Origin of the sequence: Actinomadura opuntiae (genome assembly GCF_030283205.1) — a bacterium.
Lineage (GTDB): Bacteria > Actinomycetota > Actinomycetes > Streptosporangiales > Streptosporangiaceae > Spirillospora.
Window position 1 is genome coordinate 189,414 of sequence record NZ_JASNWF010000016.1, and the last position, 22,669, is coordinate 212,082.

Below are 22,669 nucleotides of genomic sequence, written 5' to 3' on the forward strand. Positions count from 1 at the left end.
TCAGCCCTCGCCCCGCCGCGTCGTCACGGTCTCGTCCTTGCGCGTCGTCGGGGTCCCGGCACCGCGGGTCCGGACGGTCTTGGTGGACCGGGTGTCGAGCGTCATCTCGTCCGCCTTGTCCACGTCGCGGCGCAGCCGGACGGTCCCGGTCGCCGCGTCGACGACGTCCACGACCCGGCGCAGCAGCGAGGTGATCTCCTCGTTGCCGGCCTGGTCGGCCAGCACCACCGCGCGGCCGAGCCGCGCCGTCGCGGTGTCGGTGTCGCCCTTGGCGCGCGCCTCGAGGCCCTCCTGGATGGCCTGCGCCAGCTCCGCCTGCCCGGTGTAGTCGGCGACCCGCGGGTTGATCTTGGTGGAGAGCGCCTCGTCGTCGGTCCACTGCGCGAGCACGTTGCCGGTCGCCAGCACCTGCGCCTCCTCACCGGGCGCCCCCGGCACGACCAGCTTCACCCACGCGGCGCGCACCTCCTTGCCGACCTCGCCGGGCGGCACCTCCACGCAGACGTGGTAGTCGCGGCTCTCCGCGCCCCAGGCGCCGAGCGGGTAGTCGCCCGCCTGCGGCGCGGACTCCACGCGCTTGTCGCTCAGGTCGTCCACCGACGGCATGACCTGCTTGACGAACCTCAGCGTCGCGGTCTTCGGCGTCCACACGCGCAGCGCGACGTCGGCGACGGCCTTGCCCATCGCCGCCTCGGTCATCGCCCGGAAGTCGGCCGCGAGGTCGTTGGTGTCGCGGATGAACTCGACGCTGCCGAGCAGCGCGGAGGCGATCCGGCGCAGCTCGGCGACCTCCCAGTCGGTGCCGATGCCGCGGCAGTCGCAGACGAACCGCCCCGCGCAGCGGGCCAGCGCGGCGTTCAGCTGGTCGGGCGTCTCGTGCTGGTTCTTGCCGTCGGTCAGCAGGATCGCCTGCCGGACGGCGCCCTGCCGGGCGTCGAAGATCTCGTCGGCGAGCCGCAGCCACGACCCGATCGCGGTGCCGCCGGACGCCTTCAGCCGCCCCAGCTCCTGCCTGGCCCGCCGCCGGTTGTCCTCGGTGGCCTTCACCAGGCCGGGCTGCTGCGGGAAGACCATCGACGCCGCGTTGGAACCGGAGACGATCGCGAAGTCGACGCCGTCGCGCAGGGTGTCCACCGCGGTCTGCGCGGCGGCGACCGCCGCGCGCAGCTTGCTGTCGGGGTAGGACATCGAGCCGGACGTGTCGATGATGATCACCACCGCGGCGTCCACCGCGGACGGCGACGGCAGCGCCGGGCCGGTCGCCTCGACGGACACGACGGCGTGCACCTCGCGGCCGCCCGCGGGCAGGTACTTGTTCTGGTCGACCTTGACGGTGAATTGCGGCTGCTCGCTCATCGGTGCTGCTCCGTGCTCTCGGGTGGCGTGCGCGGGGGGACTGGGGGAGAGGGGAAGGGGACCACCGCGACGGTGATGTTGTCGCGCCCGCCGGCCTCGAGGGCGTGCTGGACGAGCGCCCGCGCGGCGCCGAGCGGATCGGCGGCCGGATCGGGCCGCTCCCCGCCCGCCGAGCCGTCCGCCGAGCCGTCTGCGGTGCCTTCCGCGGTGCCTTCCGCCGGGCCGCCCGCAGCGCCGTCCGGCCCGCCGAGGAGGGCCGCCAGGTCGGCGGCGGCCGGGAAGTAGTTCCACAGGCCGTCGCTGCACACCAGCAGCGTGCCGGGGCCGGTCGGGCGGAACGTCGCGACGTGCGGCCGGACCTCGCCCGCGTCCGCGCCCAGCCAGGCGGTGATGACGTGCGCGTTCGGGTGCGCCTCCGCCTCCGCCTCGGTCAGCGAGCCCTGCGCCACCATGATCGCGGCCCAGGAGTCGTCCTCGGTGAGCTGCCGGGACGGGCCCAGCTCGGCCATGTCGCCCGTGTTCGGCTCGGTGTCGCCGCCCGCGTCGCCGTCGCCCGCGCCGTCGGGCCTGGTCGCGTCCGGCTGCGTGTCCTCCAGGCGGCCGTCGGCCGTCGCGCCCTCCTGCGCGGACAGCCAGTAGGCGCGGCTGTCGCCGACCCACCCGACCGTCAGCGTCGCACCGCGCGTCACCGCCGACACGTACGTGCACGACGGCGCCTCGGACGGGGACGCGGCGAGCGCCGCGACCGCACCGGCCGCCTTCAGCGCCGCCGCGCGGGTCGCCTCCTCCGGGTCCTCGCCGGCGTCCAGCAGCGCCGCCAGCTCGGCCGCGGCGGTGTCGGCCGCCGCGCGGGACGCCTCGTCCGGACGCTGCGAGGAGCCGACCCCGTCCGACACGACCGCCACGATGCCGGCGGCGTGCGCGGCGAGGGCGAGCGCGTCCTCGTTGCGGCTGTAGCGCCGGCCGCGGTCGCTGGCCCCGGCCGCCGCGAGCGCGCCCGAGCCGTCGGCCCCGGACCCGTCCGGGCTCCCGGCCGCCGGAAGGCTGATCTCCACATGGTCGCGCTCGGCGGGCTGCCGCACGCCGCAGCGCTCGCAGTAGCCGTCGGCGTCGATCGCCGCGCCACCGCATTCCGGACAGGGACGCCCGGCCGCCCGGCGCCGCGCGAGCGAGGCGGAACTCTGCCGAATCGTCGCGCCCTCGCGCGGAGGCACGCCGCTCTCGCCGGGAACGGCGGGCGGCGGGTCGCCGAGCTTGTGCCCGCAGTTCTCGCAGAACACGTACCCCGGGTAGACGATCTCCTTGCACGCGGGGCAGGTCGGCTCGGCCGGCTTGGCGGCGGCGTTGTCGATGTCGGGGCCGATGGTGGGCTCGTCGGTCACAGGAGCGTCCTCGGGCGTACGGCGTTGGCGGAGTCGATGAGCAGCCGGGACTCGTCCCGGCTGCGGGAGCGGCGCGCCAGCTCCCGGTAGGTGCGTTCCAGCCGGCGCCGCAGCGCGGCCTCCTCCAGCGGCTCGCCCATCAGCGCGCCGCCCCGCGCGCCGTTGCCGGCGCCGCCGGGCAGCCAGCCGAGGGCGGCCTCCAGGATCTCGGCGGCGAGCCTGTCGCGGCGCTCGTCGTCCAGGTCGAGGCCGCGCAGCCGCTCGCCCGCCGCGACCAGCTCGGCCGCCGACAGCTCCGCGGGCGCGCGGCCGCGCACCGCCGTCGTCACCGCCGCGACCTGCGCGGGCACGTACCGGATGGAGATCTTCGGCACCGCGTCCAGCGCCGCGACCGCCTGCGCCCGGCGGCCCGCGGCCAGATGCACCCGGGCCAGCCCGAACGCCGCGGTGAGGTAGCCGTGGTCGGTCCGCCACACCAGCTCGAACAGCCGGACGGCGCCGTCCGGCGCGGAGTGCTCGCGGCAGTAGGCCAGCGCCAGCTTCGGCGCCGCCTCGCCGGGCAGCAGCCCGTACAGCCGGTCGAAGCACCGCTCGGCCTCGGCCGTCCGCTCCCCGGCGAGCAGCGCCACCGCGCGGTACCAGTCGACCCGCCAGTCACCGGGACGGCTCAGGGCGACCTCGCTCAGCAGCGCCGACGCCTCGCCCGCCGCGCCCGTCTCGATCTTCACGCGGGCGAGCGCCAGCAGCACCTCGGGCGTGCGCTCCGGCGCGTTCTCCAGCACCGGGCCGAGCTGCTCGTCGTCCAGCGCGGTCAGCCCCGCCAGGAACGCGGCGGCCGGGTCGGCGCCGTCCACCAGCGGCACCGGCAGCGCCGACGCCGCGATCCGCGGCGGGACGGGCGGCAGCGCGGACTCGGCGGACAGGTCGCCCGCCATCCACGGGTCGAACCGCTCGGGCCCGAACAGCGCGGACGGCGCGGGACGCGGCGCGCCCTCCTGCGCCGCCACCACCTCGCGCAGCACGCCGGTCAGCTGCTCGGCCATCTCCGCGGCGTCCTGGAACCGCTCGGCCGGGTCCTTGTGGGTCGCCCGCCGCAGGAAACGGTCGTAGGACTCGAACTCCTGCAGCAGCGGCACCTCGTCGCGCGGCGGCAGGCTGTCGACGTAGGCGCGGGTGTAGCCCTTGAACGGGAAGCTCAGCACGGCCAGCGCGCGCCCGACCGTGTAGAGGTCGGAGCTGACGGACGGGCCGGCGTCGGCGATCTCGGGCGCCTGGTAGCCGATCGTGCCGTAGATGGCGCCGTCCGGGTCGTCGAGGCGCCGCACCCCGCCGAGGTCGATGAGCTTCAGCTCCTCCTCGGACTGGATGACGTTGTCGGGCTTGAAGTCGCAGTAGACCAGGCCGTTGGCGTGCAGGTAGTCGAACGCGCGCAGGACCTCCAGGCCGTAGGCGATGGCCTGCGGGAGCGGCAGGTGCTTCTCGCCGGTGGGCTGCGGCTGCTCCAGCAGGATGTCCTTGAGCGACCGGCCGCCGACGTACTGCATGACGATGTAGTCGTCGCCGTCGTGCTCGACGAAGTTGTAGATCTTGACGATGTTGGGGTGGTCGACCGCGGCGAGGTAGGCGCGCTCGGCCTCCGCCGCGATCCTGGCGTCGGCGTCGCCGGTGTCGAGCAGGCCCTTGAGCACCACCCACCGGTTGCTGACCCGCTCGTCCCGCGCCAGGTAGATCCAGCCGAGGCCGCCGTGCGCGATGCAGCCGAGCACCCGGTACTGGTGGGCGACCAGGTCGCCCGGGCTGAGCTTCGGGGTGAAGGAGAACCCGGTGCCGCACTTCGGGCAGAACCCTTCGGTGCGGCCCGGCCGGTCGGCGCGGCCGCGGCCCACCGGCTCACCGCAGTTGGAGCAGAACCGCTTGCCCTCGGCGACCTGCGGGTCGCTCATCACCGCCGACGACGGGTCCCGGTACGGGACGCGCGGCACCTCCACCAGATCGGCGCCCAGCATCCCGCGCCGTCCGGACGACCGCGACGAGCCGGTGCGGGTGCTGCCCGTCCGGGGCGTCCCACTGGTTCCGGTGGTCCCGGACGAGGCCGGCGACTGGTCAGGGGAAGCGCCGCATTCGTCGCAGTATCCGTCGGCGATGGTCCCGGAGCACCCCGGCTGGCGGCACTTGTCGTCGGGCGGCGCGGACGGGGCGGGCGGTGCCTGGACGGCAGGCGAGGAGCCGCACTCGTCGCAGTAGCCGTCCACGATCGTCCCCGAGCATCCCGGCTGGCCGCAGGCGCTGGACGCGGTGGAGGACGCGGCGGAACCGGACGCCGGCGGACCGGGCGTGGTGGACGGGCTCGGCGAGGCTGGCGGCATGCCGCATATGACGCAGTAACCGTCCTCGATGGTTCCGCCGCAGTCCGCCGCGGTGCACTGGCTCAACGTTCCGCTCCCTTCGCCCGCGAGGTGATCGCCTGCTGGTACTCCGAAAGCGTCACGGTCGCCTTCCGCAGGTCGCACGGCGAGGTCCAGAGCAGCTCGCGGGCCCGCTCGTAGAGCGCGGCGAGCCCGGCGTCCTCGGCGCCGCCGAGCCGCGCGGCCTTCGCCCGGTACGCCTCCAGCCGTCCGCGCAGCTCCTCGCGCCGGTCCAGCAGCCCCCGGATCATCTCGACGTCCCGGCGGGCCCGGTCCAGCGCGCCGCGTGCCTCGCGTTCCAGGTCGGTGACGCGGCCGGCCAGCTCGTTCCAGCCGCCTCCTTTCGCCGCGTGCGCGTTCGCGGCCCGCGGCGGCCCGCCGACGGCCGCGAGCCGGTCGGCGAGCGTGGCGGACATGTCGGTCAGGTCCGGCAGCACCGGGGAGGCGATCTTGGCCAGCACCTCGTCGCGGACGCGGCGCGCCTCGGCCTCCGCGGCGCGCAGCGCGTCCAGGTCCGCCGCGATCCGCGCGATCCTGTCGGCGAAGCCGTCGCGCAGCCGGTGCGCCTCTTCCAGCCCGCGCCGCGTGTCCGCCAGCGCGGTCCGCAGCGCGTCCAGGCGGCTGGTGTCGGGACGCCCGCCGTTGGCGAGCGCGAGCGGATCGCTGCGTATGAGCGCCGCCACGTCCCGCAGCTCCGCGGTCAGCCGGTCCAGATCGGGATCCATTCCGCCGAGCGAATCCAGCAGCTCGGAGGCGGCGCGCCGCTCGGCCTCGACCTCCGCGAGCCGGGACAGCAGCGCCGACCAGACGGCGTCGAGCGCTGCGACGGTCTTCGCGACGTCCTCGTACAGCGGCGTCATCCGCGAGACGACCGCCCGCAGGGTCAGCCTCTCGCCCGCGGGGACGGCCAGCAGCGTGCGGCGCTCGAGCGGGACCTCCACGGCGGGCAGCTCGACCGACGGTCCGGTCAGCAGCCGCGCCAGCTCGGCGAGCTGCGACTGGTTCGGCCGCGAATGCCGGGCGCGCAGCCGCTCGGCCTCGGCGAGCGTCCGCCCGTAGAGGTCGAACAGCGCCCAGATCTCCACCGTCCGCGACCGCACCTCGGCCTGCACCCGGCGCGTCCTGCCCTCGAGCGCGGCTCCGTCCAGCAACTGGAACCCCTGGTGCCCCTCCAGTTCGAGCAGGGCCGTGCTGATGCGCTCCTTCTCGTCGCGCAGCCGCGCCAGCGCCCGGTCGGCCTCGTCCCGGTCCCAGGGGGGCCGGGCCGCCCGCGGATCGCTCACCGCCCGTCCACGATCATGTGTCCGCCCCGATTCCCCCGAATAGAGCCCGTTTTGGGCACAGTGTTCCCCATGCACGGTGGGCATCTCAAGCACGGGCGCCCCCGGGCCGCGTCCCGCCGTCCGCCGTGCGTCAGGTGACGCTTTCCGGGCGTGCCCGGGCACTGCGAAATGTCAGTGTTCGAACGTATGATCGAACCATGGCGAACGTTGCGACGCACCTTCGGTCCACCCCCGCGCACGGCGCGGCCTCCGGCACCATGCTCACCGCCGCCGAGATCGCGGCCCTCGCGCTCTCGCTCGCGCACCTCGGCGCCGGCCCGCAGGCGACCACCGCCCGCCGCGCCCTGCGCTCCCTCCTCGACCCCGCCTCGCCCGGCGCCCACGACGACGTGGTCGCCGCGACCGTGGCCACCCTCACCGCGCCCCTGGACGCCTCCACCGCCGACCGCGCCCGCGTCATCGCCGCGGCCATCACCGAGCACCGCGTCGTCCGGCTCTGCTACGGCGACGCGGGCGCGAACGTGACGATCCGCGAGGTGGAGCCCGTCACCTGCCTCGTCCACCGCGACCACTGGTACCTCGTCGGCTGGTGCCGGATGCGGCGCGGCGTCCGCGCCTTCCGCTTCGACCGCATCCTCGCCGTCGAGTCCACCGGCCTCCCCGCCCGCCCCCGCCGCGCCGACCGCTACCTGCCCTTTCAATCCAGGACCCTTGGCGTCAGGCGCTAGGGCGCCTTCCTTCGGCGGGTCCTGCGGCGATCGCTGCATCGCTCCGACTCGCCCTGGGGGCTCGCTTCGCGATCGGATTCTCGCTCGCTCGAATCCGGCTTCGCACGCGATCGCAACGTTGCGGTCGGTGCGGGGTCGGGGTTCGGGCGTGCGGGTGTTGCGGGTTCACGCCTTTCGTGCCTTTCGGTTAGCGGAGGAGGCAGCGGGGGGCGCGGACGGCGTGGCCGATGAGGCGGCCCGCCCTGCGGGACAGCCGGCCCGCCGGGGTGCGGGACGGGTCGTCGCGCTGCTCGGCGCGCAGGCCGTGGACGATCCCCTCGACGGCCTTGCGGGCCAGGTCGCGCACCTCGGTGACCGCCCGGTCGTCGTCGGCGCGGCCGGCCCACAGGGACGTGTCGATCGGCTCGCCGAAACCGAAGTAGAGCCGCTGCGGGCGCGGGACCGGCGTGAGCCCGATGCCGCGCGACACCGGCATCAGCACGTCGTCGCGCATCCCGCGCTCGCCCAGCACGGCGCGGCCGAGCAGCCGGGCCGGGGCCAGCAGCGGGCTGCTCGGGTCCAGCACGGTCGTGAACATCTCCTCCACGCCGACCGAGCCGAACGGGATGATCGGGCAGCCCGCCTCCACCGCCAGGCGCGCGAAGCCCAGCCGGCCCTCCCACTGGAGCCGGTAACGGTCCGCGCGGTGGCGGGTGGCCTCCCGGGCCCCGCCGGGGAACACCACGACCATCTGCCCGTCCCGCAGCAGGGCGCGGCAGTTGTCGCGGGTGCCGTCGACCGAGCCGCCCAGGTCCATCACCGTGCGCCAGCCCGGGATCCGCCAGTGCGCGTGGTCGGCCAGCGACCGCACCCACACCCCGCGCCGCCGGTGGATCTCGAAGAAGATCAGCGGCGCGTCGACGACCCCGTACACCGTGTGGTTGCCGACCAGCAGCGCGGGCCCGGTCCGGGGCACGTTCTCCATGCCGCGGAAGACGGGCGAGGTGTACGCGCGCCACGGCTCCAGCGCCAGGTTCGCGGCCCGGATCAGCGCGGGCGACGGCGGGGTCCAGTCGAGAGGGGAGGCCATGCCGCCGATCGTAAGGGAGCCCGACCGCCGCCCCTGACCCGAGGGTCAGTGAACGCTTACAACACCGGGTTCGGGTGGCGCGCACCAGAGCGACGCGGGGTGTTCCGGGTGGGGGAAGAACTAGCATTGCGGCGGTGAGCGCGCGGGAGGTCCTTGAGCATCTGCAGCGGCTCGGCATGTCCGGATACGAGGCCAAGGCGTACGTTGCCCTCGTCGGGGCGGGCAGGCCGGTCAACGGGTACGAGGTGGCGAAGCGGTCCGGGGTGCCGCGCAGCACGGTGTACGAGACGCTCGGCAAGCTGGTGGCGCGGGGCGCGGCGTACGAGCTGCGGGGGTCGTCGGACGCGACCGAGTACCTGCCGCTGCCCCCGGACGCGCTGCTGGACCGGATGCGGCGGGAGTTCGACGGATCGGTCGGGGTGCTGCGCTCGGCGCTTCCGGCGGTCGCCGCCGCGCCGGAGGGGCACCTCATCCACGGCCTCAAGGACGCCGAGGCCATGCTGGACCGGGCGGAGGACGTGGTGGCGGGCGCCCGGCGCGACCTGGTCATGTCCGTGTGGCCGGAGGAGACGCGGCGGCTGCGGGAGGCCGTCATGGACGCGGCGGAGCGGGGCGTCGAGGTGTCGGTGGTCTCGTTCGGCGAGGACGCCGACCCCTTCGGCGGCGACGGGACGGGCCACGTGTACCGGCACCGCTACTCCGCGCCCGAGGCCGTCCTCGAAGACCTCGGCTACCGGCTGCTGGTGGTCGTCGGCGACCGGCGCGAGGCCGTGGTGGGCGGCTTCGGCGAGGGGGTGGCGTGGGGCATCTACACGGCGGACCCGGCGGTCGCTCTGATGGCGGCGGAGTACGTCCGGCAGGACATCGCGCTGCAGATCCTCGCCGAGCGTGTCGGTGCCGGTGAGCTGGACCGGCTGTTCGCAACCGATCCGGGCCTGCTCCGCCTGCTGGGCCGCGGCCGAGGCTGAGCGTTTCAGGCGGCCGCGGTGTGGGTGACGGCGTCGGAGACGACGGCCGTCACGTCGCGTGTCCGGGCGTAGACGGCGCGTTGCAGCTGGGCGCCGTTTCCGCGATCCAGTAGGCCGTGCAGCAGGCGGGTGGCGGCGTCCAGATCGCCCATCCGGTCGAGCGCCGGGCCGAGGTGCTCCAGCAGCGCGCGGACGACGTCGCGGACGGGCGCGGCGCGGCGGGTCGCCGGGTGCACGAGCTCCTCGCGCAGCCCGGACCGTCCGGCCCGCCACATCGCCAGCCGCATCAGGTCGGCGCGGACGGGATCGGGCGGCTCGCCGGCGTGCCACGCCTCGGCGGCGGTGTCGACCAGGGCGCGGACCAGCGCGGCCATCAGCACGGCGTCGTCGGCCCGCAGGCACACGTCCGGGACGCGGATCTCGACGGTGGGGTAGCGCCGCGACAGCCGGGCGTCGAAGTAGATCATCCCTTCGTCGACGAGCGCGCCGGTGGCCAGCAGGGCCTCGACGGTGGCGCGGTAGGCCTTGGCGGAGCCGAACAGCTCGGTCGGGCCGCTGGAGGGCCAGCGCCCCCAGACCTGGTGCCGCCAGCTGTCGTAGCCGGTGTCGTCGCCCTGCCAGAACGGCGAGTTGGCGCTGAGGGCCAGCAGCGGCGGCAGCCAGGGCCGGATCCGGTCGAGGACGGCGACGCCCTCGTCCGGCGACTCGACGCCGACGTGCACGTGGCAGCCGCAGGTGAGCTGCTCGTCGGCGGTGGGGCCGTAGGCGTCGGACATGCGCCGGTAGCGGCGCGACGGGGACAGCGACGGCCGGACGGTGACCGGCGAGGTCGCCAGCGCGGCGACCGCCGCCCCGACGCCCGCCGCGGCCTGCGCCGCCGCCTGCCGCGCCGACCTGACATGCGCGGACACCTCGTCCAGGGTGCGGCAGACCGGGGTGCAGATCTCCAGCTGCTCGCGCTGCAGCTCGCACTCCAGCGGCTCGGACCGCCTGCCGCCGTTGAACAGCACCTCGTCGTGGCGCCGGGCGTACTGGACGACGGAGCCCGAGACGGCCTGCGGCGCGCCGCTGGCGGGGTCGACCAGGAGGAGCTCCTCCTCCACCCCGAAGGTGCGCATGCCCGCCGAACTGCGAAGTGTCACCAGATAGTTGTGCCCGGAGCGACCTGAAGTACCTCCTCCGGGCCACACCCGGATGGCCGGAGGTGGCGCGAACAATGCCCGGGATCGACCTAGCGCCGGGCCGGGCGATCTGCTCGGGCGAGGACGATGACGAACGAGGCCGTCACCATGACCGGACCGCGGTCCAGATGCTCCCGCCACCGCGCGGCGGCCTCCGGTTCCAGGCGGCCCGCCTCGACGGCGCGCGCGGTGGCGCGGCGCAGCTCGAACACCTGTTCGGCCGTGGCCGGATCGCGGAACACCGGGGCCGCGTTCAGCACCGACAGGACCATGAACCCGGCCTCCTCCGCCAGCCGCGGCACCTGCCGCCCCATCGCCTGGTTGCGGTTGGCCCGCTCGGCGACGAACCGGGTGAACGCCAGGCTCGTCGCCAGGTCCGGGTGGTCGATCGCGAGCGTGTGCCAGTCGGGCTCGGCGAGCGCGACCAGCCCGCCGGGCCGCAGCACGCGCCGGATCTCGCGCAGCGCCCGGGACGGATCGTCCAGATGGATCATCACGCGGTCCATCCGGGCCCGGTCGGCGGCGCCGCTGTCCAGCGGAAGGGCGTGCGCGTCGGCGTGCTCGACCCGGGCGCCCGGCAGGCCCGCGGTGCGGCGGCGCGCCTCGTCCACCATGGCGGTGTCGTGGTCGACGCCGATCACGGCGCCGGACGGCCCCGCCGCGGACGCGAGCGCGGCGAGGTCGGTGGCCGGGCCGCAGCCCACGTCCAGCACCGTGTGGCCGGGCTCGATGGCGAGGGCCTCCAGCATGTGGCGCTTGTAGGCGACCGCGGAGTCCGTCGCGGCGATTCTGTCGAGGTAGCCGATGGTCGCTGCCATGCCGCCGATCGAAGCAGGCGGATGTGGAGGAGATGTGCCCTTACGGTGCCAGCCAGGTGCGCAGCAGCGCGCCGGTCTCCTCCAGGCGGTCGATGTAGAGCATGTGGCCGGACTCGATCTCGGTGATCGTCAGCCCGGGGCCGAGGGCGGCGCGGCAGTCCACCACGAACTCCGGCCGCACCAGGTCGGCCATCGTCGCGATCACCAGATGGGTCGGCAGGTCGGCGGGCGGGGCCACGTGGGGGCGCGCCATCTCCGAGTACGCCGTCACGATCGAGGCCGGCTCGTACCGCCAGCGGGTCCGCCCGTCCGGGGCGTGCTCCAGGTGCTCGGCGAGCTCATCGTTCACCGTCTCGCCGGACGCCCCGGACCACCGCGCCACCAGCGACGCCCGCGCCTCGACGGCGTCCGCGAACGACACCTGCGCCATGTATCCGCGCGCGTTCTCAGCCGCCTCCACCGGGTCGAGCCCGATCGCCGGGTCCAGCAGGACGAGCCGCCGCACCCGGTGCGGGGCGGTCCGCGCGAGATGCACTGCGATCATCCCGCCGTAGGAGTGCCCCACCAGGTCGACCTGGTCGAGGCCCTCGGTGTCCATGACGTCGAGGACGTCCTCGACGTGCTGCTCGACCCCCCACGGCGGCTCGTGCGGCGAGCGCCCGTGCCCGCGCAGGTCGGGGGCCAGGGTGTAGCGGTCCGCGAGATGACGCTCGGCCGTCCGCCGCCATCGGGCCCCATGCCCCGTGACGCCGTGCAGCGCGACCAGCGGCGCCCCTGATGGATCCCCGTACCGATGAACATGCAACGCCGCGTCCGTCATGCCGAAAAGCGTAAACGGCGTCCCACGCTCCGGCCTCCCGTTCGCCGATCGCCTCCGGTCGATCTCCGGCCGTCCGCGCGGGTCAGGGGCGTTCCCAGCGGACGGAACTGAGGGCGAGCAGGGCGACGTGGAAGGAGACGCAGGACTCGACGTCGTCGAGGTCGGCGTCCAGGACGCGTTCGATGCGGCGGAGCCGCTCGTAGAAGGCCGGGCGGGACAGGTGGGCCTGCTGGGCGGCGACGGCCTTGTTGCGCCCGGATTCCAGGTACAGCTCCAGGATGCGCGTGAGGTCGCTGCCGCGCTGCGCGTCGTACTCCAGCAGCGGCCCGAGCTCGCGTTCCACGAAGGTCTGGACGCGGGCGTCGTCGCGGAGCAGGTGCAGCAGGCCGCGCAGCCGCAGGTCGGGCAGGCGGTAGAACAGCCGGGCGCCCGAGCCGCGGGCGGCGACGTCGGCGACCTGCTCGGCCTCCAGGAACGAGCGGCGGACGTCCCGGATCGTCTCCACGACCGAGCCCGCGGCCATCACGGTGTCGCCGCCGGTCCGCTTGCGGATCCGGGTGGCGACCTCGGTGAGGACGGTCTCGGCGTCGGCGCGCGCCGGCAGCGAGGCCAGCACGCCGACCCGGGCCTGCGGTCCGCCCTCGTCCAGCACGCCGACGAGGGCGGCGAGGCGGGCGTCCTTGCAGGCGGCGGCGGCCGTCTCGGCCAGCGCGGACAGCTCCCCGACGGGCGGCGCGGACCCCCTTGAGGCGAGGGCGCCGCGGTGCCGCAGCACGGCGCCGAGCAGCCGCCGGCCGGACAGCGGCACGCCGAGGGCGCGGGCGCGGGCGGCGGCCTCCTGCGGGTCGGAGTAGGCGTGCGCGAGGATCCGGGCGATGATCGTGCCGTGCGCCTGCCGCTCGACGCTCTCGGCGTGCCGGTCCAGCAGCCGGCCGAGCGCGAGGGTGGTGGCGGCCCGCTCGATCAGCACGGTCTCGCGCGGCGACGGCGGCGAGCCCAGAACGATGATCAGCCGCCCCCAGTCCTCGCCGCGCGCCCCGACCGTGGTGACCAGCCAGCCGGACGCGGCGTCGTAGCCGGTGCGGGTGCCCGGCCGGACGGCCCGCGAGCGGGTCTCCCACGCCGACAGCAGCTCGGCGGGGTCGCGGCCGTCGGCGTCGGCGGCCAGCACCCGGTGGGAGAGGTTCTCCAGCACGACCGGGTGCCCGCCGATCGCGGCGACCTGCCGGACGACCTCGTCGGTGGAGGCGCCCTCCACCGACAGCTGGGTGAAGATCTCGTGCAGCTGCTCGGAGGCGCGCAGCTCGGCGAACTGCTCCTGAACGATCCGGGCGTGCACGGACTCGGTGATGTCGACGAACGCCGGCTCGTGCGCCAGCACGACCACCGGGAGGCCGAGATCCTCGGCGGCGGCGAGCAGGGCGGGCGGCAGCCGGCTGGCGTACCGCCGGCCGAGCTCGATCATCAGCCCGCTGACGCCGACCTCGGCGAGGTCGGCGATGTAGGCGCGCAGCCGGTCGGGCTCGTCGGGCAGCGCGATGCCGGTGGTGAGCACGAGCTCGCCGCCGTGCAGCAGGTGCGCGATGTCGGTGACCTCGGCGACGTGCACCCAGCGGACGCGGTTGCCGGTGCGGTCGGCGCCCGCGACGACGCGCGGCTGGCCGCGGCGGACCGCGTCGAGCTGGAGGACGTCGTCGAGTGTGGGCAGCATCGCCCGCGATGATATCCGACAACCTGTCAATGAGGGTGACCGCGACCTTTACAGGGTGTAGCCGGGCCGGGAAGCGCCCGGCCGGGCGGTGTTCCACTCCGTCAACCGGCGGGCCGGTGTCCTGACACTCTGCCGCTGGCCCCGCGGTTCCGCCCGAACGAGACTTGGGCCATGTCGGAACACGCGAACCTGCTCCGGCGCCACAGGGCGGTCATGCCGTCCTGGATGGCGCTCAACTACCAGGACCCCATCGAGATCGTCGGCGGCAAGGGAAACCGTGTGACCGACGCCGAGGGCAACGGCTACCTCGACTTCTTCACGGGGATCCTCACCAACATGATCGGGTACGACGTGCCCGAGGTGCGGGAGGCGGTGGAGCGGCAGCTCGCGACCGGCGTCGTGCACACCTCCACCGCCTACCTGCTGCGCGGCCAGGTCGAGCTGGCCGAGAAGATCGCCCGGCTGTCCGGCATCCCGGACGCGAAGGTGTTCTTCGCCAATTCCGGCACGGAGGCGAACGAGACGGCGCTGCTGCTGGCCGCGTACGCGCGCCGCAGCGACCAGGTGCTCGCGATGCGGCAGAGCTACCACGGCCGCTCGTTCGGCGCGACGGGCATCACCGGCAACCGGGCCTGGACGAACCTGTCCTACTCGCCGCTGAACGTCCACTTCCTGCACGGCGCCGACCGTCACCTCCCGCAGTTCGCCGGGATGTCGGACGAGGCGTACGTCGACGCGTGCGTGCAGGACCTGCGGCACGTCCTCGCGACCGCGACCGGCGGCGACGTCGCGGCGCTGATCGCGGAGCCGATCCAGGGCGTCGGCGGGTTCACGATGGCGCCGGACGGCCTGTTCGCCGCCTACAAGGAGGTCCTCGATGAGGCGGGCATCCTGTTCATCTCCGACGAGGTGCAGACCGCGTGGGGACGGACCGGCCAGGGCTTCTGGGGCATCGACAACCACGGCGTGACGCCCGACATGATGACGTTCGCCAAGGGCCTCGGCAACGGCTTCGCGGTCGGCGGCGTCGTCGCGCGCGGCGACCTGATGGACGCGCTCCACGCCGTCGGGCTCTCCACGTTCGGCGGGAACCCGATCTCGATGGCGGCGGCGAACGCGACCCTCGACTACGTCCTGGACCACGATCTGCAGGCCAACGCCGCCAAGCAGGGCGCGAAGATCATCGGCGGGCTGCGGGAGGCGTCGGCTCGGTTCCCGATCGTCAAGGACGTCCGCGGCAAGGGCCTGATGTTCGCGATCGAGCTGGCGGATCCGGAGACCGGCGAGCCGAGCCCGCCGCTGGCCGCCGCGCTGATGGAGGCGGCCCGCGCGCGGGGGCTGCTGGTCGGCAAGGGCGGCCTGTACGGCAACGTGGTCCGCATGGCACCGCCCCTCACCCTGACCGACGCCGAGGCCCTCGAGGGCCTCGGCATCCTGACCGCCTCGCTGGAGTCCGTGTCCGCGGACGCCGCCGCGAAGACCGCAACCGGAAAGACCGCCTGATGACCGACACAGAGCCCCAGACCCGGCACATCACCCACTGGATCGGCGGCAAGCCGTTCGACGGGGACGCCGCCCGGCGCGGCGACGTCTACGAGCCCGCGACCGGACGCGTCGCCGGGCACGTCGACTTCGCCTCCGCCGCCGAGGTGGACGCCGCCGTCGCCTCCGCGAAGGCCGCCTTCTCCGGCTGGCGGGACGCGTCCCTGTCCAAGCGGACGTCCGTGCTTTTCCGGTTCCGCGAGCTGGTGGCCGCGCACCGCGACGAGCTGGCCGCGCTGATCTCCGCCGAGCACGGCAAGGTGCTGTCGGACGCGGCGGGCGAGGTCGCGCGCGGCCTGGAGGTCGTGGAGTTCGCCTGCGGCATCCCGCACCTGCTCAAGGGCGGGTTCTCGGAGAACGTCTCGACGAGGGTGGACGCCTACTCGATCCTCCAGCCGCTCGGCGTGGTCGCCGGGATCACCCCGTTCAACTTCCCCGCGATGGTGCCGATGTGGATGTTCCCGGTGGCGATCGCGTGCGGGAACACGTTCGTGCTCAAGCCGTCGGAGAAGGACCCGTCGGCGTCGGTGCGGATCGCCGAGCTGTGGGCCGAGGCGGGCCTGCCGGACGGGGTGTTCAACGTCGTCCACGGCGACAAGGCCGCGGTGGACGGGCTGCTGCACCACCCGGACGTCAAGGCCGTCAGCTTCGTCGGCTCCACGCCGATCGCGCGGTACATCTACGAGACGGCCGCCGCGAACGGCAAGCGGGTGCAGGCGCTCGGCGGCGCCAAGAACCACATGCTGGTGCTGCCGGACGCCGACCTCGACCTCGCCGCCGACGCCGCGGTCTCGGCGGGCTTCGGCTCGGCGGGGGAGCGCTGCATGGCGATCTCCGTCGTGGTGGCCGTCGACCCGGTCGGCGACGAGCTGATGGCGAAGATCCGCGAGCGGGTCGCCCAGCTCACGGTCGGGCCCGGGGACGACCCCGAGTCGGAGATGGGCCCGCTGGTGACGAAGGCGCACCGCGACAAGGTCGCCTCCTACCTCGAGTCCGGCGTCGCGCAGGGCGCCACCCTCGCGATCGACGGCCGCGAGACGCCGGTCCTCGGCGGCGCGGGCGACGGGTTCTGGCTCGGCCCGACCGTCCTCGACCACGTCACCCCGGAGATGGACGCCTACAAGGACGAGATCTTCGGCCCGGTGCTCGCGGTCGTGCGGGCCGGCTCGTACGAGGAGGCCATGGAGCTGATCTCCGCCAACCCGTACGGCAACGGCACCGCGATCTTCACCAACGACGGCGGGGCGGCGCGCCGCTTCCAGAACGAGGTGGAGGTCGGCATGGTCGGGATCAACGTGCCGATCCCGGTGCCGATGGCGTACTACTCCTTCGGCGGCTGGAAGGACTCGCTGTTCGGCGACAGCCACGCGCACGGCATGGAGGGCGTGCACTTCTACACGCGCACCAAGGCCGTCACGGCACGCTGGCTCGATCCTTCTCACGGCGGCGTGAACCTAGGGTTCCCCACCAACGGGTGACGGTCTCCGCCTCCGCGCGGCCGGTCTCCGCACCGGCCGCGCGGGCGCGGATCGCCGAGAGGCCGAGGCCCACGGCGAAGCAGGCGAACGGCACCGCGGGCACGACGTAGCGGTAGTCGAAGTCGGCGCTGGCGATGGGGAACAGCAGCAGCGTCGCCGCCGTCCCCCACATCATCAGGACCTCGCGGCGCCGTTTGCGGGCGGCCGCGACGGCTAGGGCGCCGAGCCCGAACACTGCACCGATCGCCGGTCCCGGCAGGAACCAGTGCTTCTGGTAGCCGACCATGCGATCCGCGTAGGGCTGGACGACCTCGCTTGGCGTTCCCGTCCGGCCGTAGTCCATCGCGTCCGCCAGCACGGTGCCGGGATGGCCGGTCCTGGTGGCGTAGGCCAGGCCGCTGGGGAAGAGCTGCGGCCGGTCGGGGAAGTGGTACAGCCGCTCGGTCGTGGAGTTCGGATAGTGGTACCGGCGCGGGCTGAACGCGCGGCCGACGCCGTCGCCGATCGCCTGGAGGTAGTCGCCGGGCTGCGCCAGGATCGCCCGGACGGAGAACGCGCGCAGCGTGGCGTTGGCCTCCGGGGACACCACGGGCGACAGCCGCACGCGCGGCGGGATGTCGCTGCGCCAGATCAGATGGCCGGGCGCGTCCTTCTCGGCCTTGGTCGCCGGGTCCAGGCACAGCGCCGCCTGGTCGGGCGGCGGGTGCATCTTCGCGCAGTCGGCGAACCCGGCCGTCCGCCCCCACAGGTAGATGCCGTCGGACGTGGTGAGCGCGTAGGTGCCGTGCTCGGCGTGGAACCACAGCGCGTACGCGGCGATCGGGACCGCCGCGGCGGCGCCGAACGCCAGCGCCGGCCGCCACCCGCGCCGCCACAGCAGCAGGCACACCAGCACGACCGGGACCAGCGGCGCGCCCGCCGACCGGACGAGCACCGCGTAGCCGAGCAGGAGGCCCGCGGCCGCGGCCGTCCACCAGACCGGGCCCTCCCCGTCGCGGACGCGCCACAGCAGCAGCGTCAGCGCGCCCGCGATCAGGAACATGAACAGCGTCTCGGACATCAGCAGGTGTTCGAGCTCGATCTGGTACGCGTCGTACAGCACGGGCAGCGTGACCAGCGCGGACGCCCAGGGAGGCAGGCCGGCTCGGCACAGCACCGCGTACGCCATCACCGCGATCGCCAGGCCCATGAGGTGCTGGACGACCACGACGGCGGTCAGGCTGTGCAGCGGCTCCAGCAGCCGCAGCACGAACGAGTAGCCGAGGGTCTTGCTCGGGGACGGGGTGGGCCGCAGCGCGTAGCCGATGTAGAAGTACGAGTCGCCGGTGAACCACAGGCCGTGCGGATAGGCGAGCACCGCCGTCCAGCGCAGCGCGGCGCCGCCCGCGAGCGCGAGAACGAACGGTGCGTGCCGGAGATACCGACGAAACGCCCAGATAGCATTAAATGGCGCAAAAAGCCTTGACGGCACGCGGGACCGCCCTCGCGGTGCTCGATGTCGGAACGCGGGAGGAGGCCACGCTAGCCGGGCCCCGTGACGCACCGGTGAACGCGGGGTTGCGGCCGGTGATCCCGGCCCCGCCGCGCGCCGCGAACCGGCAGGCCGGACCGGGCGCCCGGCACTTTCCCACGCCCGTCGATTTCCGTCGTTGATTTCCGTCCGGGCCGCGCCGACGAATAATGGCTACACCCATTGACTGGCTCTGTGACGGGCGACACAATCGCACTGTCGCAATTAAAAGAGACGAAATTAAAAGTCAGGCTCCGGAGTCAGAACCGGGATCCGGTGTTCGGTGACCGGTGGGGACGGGACGAGCAGGAGAGCCGCGCTATGACCGCTGACGACCATGCCGCGGAGGTCGACGCGCTCGGAAGGCGATTTCCGGGCTGGACGATCTGGTTCGGACCGTTCACCCGCCACTGGTGGGCGCTGCCGCCGCGCGGCACCGGCGCCGGCGAGTTCCTGGAGGCCGACACCCCGCAGACCCTCATCGCACGGATCGAGGTGGTCGAGCACACCCCACCCAGGCGTCCCCTGATCGGCGACGGCCCCAGGCCGTCCCGCGACCCCCGGCAGAGCGCGCGGCGTCCCTCGAATCTCCTCCGTCTCGAGGGCGTCACACCGCCGCCGCTGCGCCGGGCGCCGGTGATCGCGTGGCCAGGCAGCACTGCAAGGTGATCCGCTGTTCCCCAACCTCGCCACGTCCACCGGCTGCGCCGCGGCCCCGGGAAGGGCGGCAGCCCGCGCCACATCCCTCTCCAGCAACCTCCGTGTGGCGCGGACACCGGCACCCCGCCGCCCTCCCGGGGCCGTGTCGTTCCCGTGTGCGGGCCTCCGCGTACGGGACCGGAAATGGCTTCGGAAATGGCCTTTCATAGCCGAATCATCCGCACTCGCGGAGTGAAGAGGCGGAGTCGCGATCACGTGTAATCCCGGCGACTCCCGTTATGACTCGGAAGAATAGGCGCGGGAAACCGGCGAATGGCTTGCGAACGCCCCGCCGGCACCGTCGCGAATGGCGGTCGCGCCGCCCGCCCGCCGACGTCCCGGACGGGGCGCGCACCGCCCCGCCGTGCCGGAGACGCTACGCTGCGCCGATGGGGCCGTCCGCGACGGGAGGCGGCGCCGCGGAGGGGATCGGGAGCGACATGCGGCGGAAGGCCGGCCGGGCGGCGGACGGCGGGAGGCGGGCCGGGCGGCTGGCGGCCCTGGCGGCGGCCACGGTGCTCGCGGGCGCGGGCCTCGCCGCGTGCAGCGACGAGACCCCCCCCGAACCGGTCGGCGTCGCCAAGGCGGCCAGCACCCTCGGCCCCGGCGAGGGCACGCTCAACCTGCTCGCGCTGCCGGGCTCGGTGGAGAGCGGCACCACCGACCCGCGGGTCGACTGGGTCACCCCGTTCCAGGAGCGCACCGGCTGCAAGGTCGGCGTGAAGCTGGTCAAGACGCCGCAGGAGATGTACGACCTCATGCGCGACAAGGACCGCCGCTACGACGGCGTCGCCGCGCCGCCGGAGGTCGCCGGCCGGCTCGTCGCCGAGGACCAGGTCACCGCGGTCAACACCGGCCTCGTGGACGGCTACAAGAAGCTGGAGCCGAGGCTGCGGAGCCTGCTGAAGCAGGACGGCGAGTACTACGGCGTCCCCTACGTCTGGGGCGCGAACCTGCTCATGTACGACACCCGGGCCGTCCAGCCGCCGGCGAGCTGGGCCGCCCTGTTCGACCCCGGGCAGGCCCGCCGCTACTCCGGCAAGCTGATCGTGCGCGACACCCCGCTGTCGATCGCCGAGGCCGCGCTCTCCCTCAGGACCCGCGACCGCAAGCTCAAGATCGGCGATCCCTACTCGCTGACCCCGCGGCAGCTCGCCGCGGCGGGCCGCGTGCTCGCCCGGCAGCGCCCGCACGTGCTGAAGTACGCCGAGCGGCCCGCCGACACGATCAGCGCGTTCGCCGGGGGAGCGGCCGTGCTCGGCGAGGCCGGCCCCTACGAGGTGGACGTCCTGGACCGCGCCGCCAAGCCGGTGCAGGCCGCCGCGCCGTCCGAGGGGATCACCGGCTGGATGGACGCCTGGATGATCGGCGCCCGCGTCCAGCACCCCAACTGCATGTACCAGTGGCTGCAGTGGACCGCGTCCCCGGACGTGCAGCAGCAGGTGGCCGAGTGGACCGGCGTCGCCCCCGCCAACCCGCAGGCGTGCTCCGGCGACCGGCTGCGCGCCGGTTTCTGCACCGCCTTCCACGTCGGCGACCGCGACTACATCGACAAGATCATGTTCGCGCACGCGCCGACCCGCGCCTGCGGCGGCAGGTCCAAGAAGACCGACTGCACCGACTACGCCGAGTGGACCAAGACCTGGCTGGAGTCCACCAAGTCCTGACAGACCTCCCCAACGCCCCCGGCCGTCCGAACGCAACACACCCCAGCCCGCACGCGAGCGCGTTATCTGACCGGTGGGGGCGAAGCCGAAGGCGAGCCCCCACCGGGAAGCTCGCGAAGCGAGGCCGCGCTCGCCCAATCACGGTCAAGGGGCGAGCCGCCAGGCGAGCCCCTTGGGCCGAGATTGCATTAAGTGCGGCGCGCCCGGCCGCCCCCAGCCGGGCGCGCCTCTCGGGTGGTCCCGGGCTTCCCCCCGAAGGCCCGGGTCACCCTTCTCCCTGGAGAGACCTCCATGACGACGGCGTCCAGCGCCGTCGTCCGCGCCGGGACCGGTTCCCCGACCGGTCGCGCGGCGTTCGTGAGCGGCTCCCGGGGTCCCCGCGGCGTGCGGGGTGCCGGCGGGGCCGGTGCGCAGTCGTCGCACGCGAACACCCCGGACGAGTCCGGCAGGCGGCCGACGCGGACGCGCGGCCGGGGCCATTTCTTGCGGCAGACGACGCACGCGTCGCCGAAGCGTTGAGCGGGGCTCAGCGCTCCCGGGTCGAACGTCGGCTCGCCCGTCCGGTCCATGTCCCATCCCCCTGGCGGGAGTCGAATCACGTCACTCCTTTATAGGCGTGATCTGGTGTTGTCCCAGCTAGTGAAGGTGAAAGGGGCGGCAAAGGCTCACCGGCCCGCGCGCCGGCCGGACGGGCCGCCGGGCGCTGGCGGCCGGGGATCGCGGGACGCCCGCGGAGCGATGTCCGACAATGGTGCGGTGATGTCTCCCTCAGGCGCCGCCGCGCCCGCCGTACGCGAACTGGTCGTCCTCGGCTCCACCGGCTCCATCGGGACCCAGGCCCTCGACGTCGTCCGCCGCAACCCCGACCGGTTCCGGGTCGCGGGCCTCGCGGCCGGCGGCGAGCGGGTCGGGCTGCTGGCCGAGCAGGCGCTGGAGTTCCGCCCGGAGGTGGTCGCGGTCGCCAAGGCGTCCGCCGCGCAGGAGTTGCAGCTCGCGTTCTACGCCGAGGCGAAGCGGCGCGGCTATGCCGCGGGCGAGTACGCCATCCCGAAGATCGTCGCCGGTCCGGACGCGGTCGCCGAGGTCGCGGCGTGGCCGTGCGACGTGGTGCTGAACGGGGTGACGGGCGCGCTCGGGCTGGCCTCCACGCTGGCCGCGCTCGACGCGGGCCGCACGCTCGCGCTCGCCAACAAGGAGTCGTTGATCATCGGCGGGCCGCTGGTGAAGGAGCGGGCGCGGCCGGGGCAGATCGTCCCGGTCGACTCCGAGCACTCGGCGCTCGCGCAGTGCCTGCGCGGCGGCCGGGCGGAAGAGGTGCGGCGGCTGGTCCTGACCGCGAGCGGCGGCCCGTTCCGCGGCCGGGCCAGGGAGGAGCTCACCGATGTCACGCCCGAGCAGGCGCTGAACCACCCGACCTGGGACATGGGCCCGGTCGTCACCATCAACTCCGCGACCCTGGTGAACAAGGGCCTGGAGGTCATCGAGGCGCACCTGCTGTTCGACGTCCCGATGGACCGGATCGAGGTGATGGTGCACCCGCAGTCGTTCATCCACTCGATGGTGGAGTTCGCCGACGGCTCGACGCTGGCGCAGGTCAGCCCGCCCGACATGCGGCTGCCGATCGCGCTCGGCATCGACTGGCCGGACCGCGTTCCCGACGCCGCGCCCGGCGTCGACTGGACGAGGGCGCACACCTGGGAGCTGTTCCCGCTCGACGACGAGGCGTTCCCGGCCGTCGCGCTCGCGCGCCGCGCCGGCGAGCTGGGCGGGACGGTCCCGGCCGTTTACAACGCGGCCAACGAGGAATGTGTGGAGGCGTTCCGCGCCGGACGACTGCCGTTCCTGGGGATAGTCGACACGATCACGCGGGTAATGGAGGAGCACGGGACCGGCACGCCCGGCGACCTGGCACTCGACGACGTGCTGGCGGCCGACGGCTGGGCGCGCGCACGGACAAGGGAAGTGACAGGGCTCGACTGACCCCGGCGGAGCCGGCCGGGGGCGCGGGGGGCGTCCCCGCGGCGGGAACCGGTCGGGGCGTGGGGGAGTTCC

The 22,669-nt window shown here is 74.2% G+C and carries 17 protein-coding genes; 7 read left to right on the plus strand and 10 right to left on the minus strand.

Going from position 1 to position 22,669, the window contains the following annotated elements; genetic code table 11:
• The 4 genes from QP089_RS31935 to QP089_RS31950 form a co-directional block, all read right to left on the minus strand.
• Positions 1–1,356, minus strand: coding sequence for a vWA domain-containing protein (locus QP089_RS31935; RefSeq protein WP_285916601.1), 1,356 nt, complete (start codon positions 1,354–1,356; stop codon positions 1–3).
• Positions 1,353–2,738, minus strand: a complete 1,386-nt coding sequence (locus tag QP089_RS31940; protein ID WP_285916602.1) for a protein phosphatase 2C domain-containing protein — start codon at positions 2,736–2,738, stop codon at positions 1,353–1,355. The genes QP089_RS31935 and QP089_RS31940 overlap by 4 nt, the downstream gene beginning before the upstream one ends.
• Positions 2,735–5,104 carry a serine/threonine-protein kinase gene (locus tag QP089_RS31945; protein WP_285916603.1) on the minus strand — a complete coding sequence of 790 codons (2,370 nt, stop codon included), beginning with the start codon at positions 5,102–5,104 and terminating at the stop codon, positions 2,735–2,737. Before QP089_RS31945 ends, QP089_RS31940 begins: the two co-directional genes overlap by 4 nt.
• Positions 5,105–5,166: 62 nt before the next feature.
• Positions 5,167–6,426: a hypothetical protein gene (locus tag QP089_RS31950; RefSeq protein WP_285916604.1), complete on the minus strand. Its 1,260-nt coding sequence runs from the start codon at positions 6,424–6,426 to the stop codon at positions 5,167–5,169.
• Positions 6,427–6,623: 197 nt separating this feature from the next.
• Here QP089_RS31950 and QP089_RS31955 point away from each other — a divergent pair, with 197 nt between their 5' ends.
• Positions 6,624–7,154 (plus strand): helix-turn-helix transcriptional regulator, encoded by a 531-nt coding sequence (locus QP089_RS31955; RefSeq protein WP_446474102.1) that lies wholly within the window; start codon positions 6,624–6,626, stop codon positions 7,152–7,154.
• Between the two features lie 187 nt (positions 7,155–7,341).
• On the opposite strand, the gene QP089_RS31960 is transcribed toward QP089_RS31955, so the two are convergent.
• Positions 7,342–8,223 carry a lysophospholipid acyltransferase family protein gene (locus QP089_RS31960; RefSeq protein ID WP_285916606.1) on the minus strand — a complete coding sequence of 294 codons (882 nt, stop codon included), beginning with the start codon at positions 8,221–8,223 and terminating at the stop codon, positions 7,342–7,344.
• A gap of 134 nt (positions 8,224–8,357) precedes the next feature.
• Here QP089_RS31960 and QP089_RS31965 point away from each other — a divergent pair, with 134 nt between their 5' ends.
• Positions 8,358–9,191, plus strand: a complete 834-nt coding sequence (locus tag QP089_RS31965; protein WP_285916607.1) for a TrmB family transcriptional regulator — start codon at positions 8,358–8,360, stop codon at positions 9,189–9,191.
• A 5-nt stretch (positions 9,192–9,196) separates the two neighbouring features.
• Here the strand turns inward: QP089_RS31965 and QP089_RS31970 are convergent, their stop codons facing one another.
• From QP089_RS31970 to QP089_RS31985, 4 genes are all read right to left on the minus strand, one after another.
• On the minus strand, positions 9,197–10,333 hold the full coding sequence (locus QP089_RS31970) for a carboxylate-amine ligase (RefSeq protein WP_285916608.1): 1,137 nt from the start codon (positions 10,331–10,333) through the stop codon (positions 9,197–9,199).
• 89 nt (positions 10,334–10,422) lie between these two features.
• Entirely contained in the window at positions 10,423–11,190 is a 768-nt protein-coding gene (locus QP089_RS31975; protein WP_285916609.1) for a methyltransferase domain-containing protein, read from the minus strand.
• Between the two features lie 40 nt (positions 11,191–11,230).
• Positions 11,231–12,010 (minus strand): alpha/beta fold hydrolase, encoded by a 780-nt coding sequence (locus QP089_RS31980; protein WP_285916610.1) that lies wholly within the window; start codon positions 12,008–12,010, stop codon positions 11,231–11,233.
• An 82-nt stretch (positions 12,011–12,092) separates the two neighbouring features.
• Positions 12,093–13,721 (minus strand): PucR family transcriptional regulator, encoded by a 1,629-nt coding sequence (locus tag QP089_RS31985; RefSeq protein ID WP_285916611.1) that lies wholly within the window; start codon positions 13,719–13,721, stop codon positions 12,093–12,095.
• A gap of 171 nt (positions 13,722–13,892) precedes the next feature.
• Here QP089_RS31985 and QP089_RS31990 point away from each other — a divergent pair, with 171 nt between their 5' ends.
• Positions 13,893–15,224 (plus strand): aspartate aminotransferase family protein, encoded by a 1,332-nt coding sequence (locus tag QP089_RS31990; protein WP_285916612.1) that lies wholly within the window; start codon positions 13,893–13,895, stop codon positions 15,222–15,224.
• Positions 15,224–16,741, plus strand: a complete 1,518-nt coding sequence (locus tag QP089_RS31995; RefSeq protein WP_285916613.1) for a CoA-acylating methylmalonate-semialdehyde dehydrogenase — start codon at positions 15,224–15,226, stop codon at positions 16,739–16,741. The genes QP089_RS31990 and QP089_RS31995 overlap by 1 nt, the downstream gene beginning before the upstream one ends.
• Here the strand turns inward: QP089_RS31995 and QP089_RS32000 are convergent.
• Positions 16,677–18,212 (minus strand): hypothetical protein, encoded by a 1,536-nt coding sequence (locus QP089_RS32000; protein WP_285916614.1) that lies wholly within the window; start codon positions 18,210–18,212, stop codon positions 16,677–16,679. The two genes, QP089_RS31995 and QP089_RS32000, sit on opposite strands and share 65 nt — an antisense overlap.
• Before the next feature lie 360 nt (positions 18,213–18,572).
• On the opposite strand from QP089_RS32000, the gene QP089_RS32005 reads away from it, so the two are divergent.
• From QP089_RS32005 to dxr, 3 genes are all read left to right on the plus strand, one after another.
• A complete protein-coding gene (locus QP089_RS32005; RefSeq protein WP_285916615.1) occupies positions 18,573–18,920 on the plus strand; it encodes a hypothetical protein in 348 nt (115 codons plus the stop codon).
• Between the two features lie 419 nt (positions 18,921–19,339).
• A complete protein-coding gene (locus QP089_RS32010; protein WP_285916617.1) occupies positions 19,340–20,617 on the plus strand; it encodes an extracellular solute-binding protein in 1,278 nt (425 codons plus the stop codon).
• 759 nt (positions 20,618–21,376) lie between these two features.
• Positions 21,377–22,597, plus strand: a complete 1,221-nt coding sequence (dxr, locus tag QP089_RS32015) for a 1-deoxy-D-xylulose-5-phosphate reductoisomerase (protein ID WP_285916760.1) — start codon at positions 21,377–21,379, stop codon at positions 22,595–22,597.
• Positions 22,598–22,669 lie beyond the last annotated feature (72 nt).